This window comes from Staphylococcus sp. HMSC055C03 (genome assembly GCF_001809385.1).
GTDB lineage: Bacteria > Bacillota > Bacilli > Staphylococcales > Staphylococcaceae > Staphylococcus > Staphylococcus simulans.
Map to the genome: position 1 here is coordinate 1249 of NZ_KV797516.1, position 879 is coordinate 2127.

Annotated in this window: 1 protein-coding gene; it reads right to left on the bottom strand. The window is 42.4% G+C overall.

The annotated features are described in order from the left end of the window. Window positions 1–879 (bottom strand): Ig-like domain-containing protein (locus tag HMPREF2603_RS12885; protein WP_261676393.1); only part of this gene is annotated, 879 nt, incomplete at both ends.

The following is an 879-nucleotide window of genomic DNA, read 5'->3' on the forward strand; positions in this document are numbered from 1 at the left end:
CCTCCGGTGCTGGTTCTGTTGGTGTTTCTACCTCCGGCTCGGCTGGCACTTCAACCAACACAATTTCACTTTCAACTGTATCAGATTGATTTTCCGCTAAATCTTTAGCATATACTTTCACAGTTTCATTACCTATAAGAGATTGTCCATCTAGTAATTCAACATTCCAATTACCTTCTGCATCTGCTTTAGTTTCTAAAATCTTACCATTAGCTAATACTACAAACACTTTTGAATTAGGCTCTGCCGAACCACCTATAGCTTGATCAGTAGATTTAATTTCATTCACAACAGGTGCTTTCGGCGCCACAGTATCTTTGACAGTTTGTGTTGCTTCTGGTGACTTGTTGTTCGCTACGTCTGATGTTACTGCTTTAATAACTTCATTATGTGCTAATGGAGTTTCTAGTGTAGTTGTCCAAACACCTTTATCGTCCGTCTTAACTTCTTCAGTTTTGCCGTTCGGTAATGTTAAAGTTACCGTGCTCAATGGCTCACTTGTGCCACTTACTTTTTTATCTCCCGCTTCAATCGCATCGATTATCGGAACGGCTGGTGCTGTTGTATCTTTCACCGTTTGTGTCGCTTCTGGTGATTTGTTGTTCGCCACATCTGACGCCACTGCTTTGATTACTGCGTCATGTGCTAGTGGTTCTGCCAATTCTGTTGTCCACTTGCCATCTGCATCTGCTTTCACTTCTGTTGTTTTACCATCCGGCAATGTCAATGTCACTGTGCTTAATGGCTCGCTTGTGCCATTTACTACTTTAGCTACTGCTTCAATCGTATCAATTGTCGGAACGGCTGGTGCTATTGTATCTTTCACAGTTTGTGTCGCTTCTGGCGATTTATTACCTGCCGCGTCTGAAGCTACTGCTT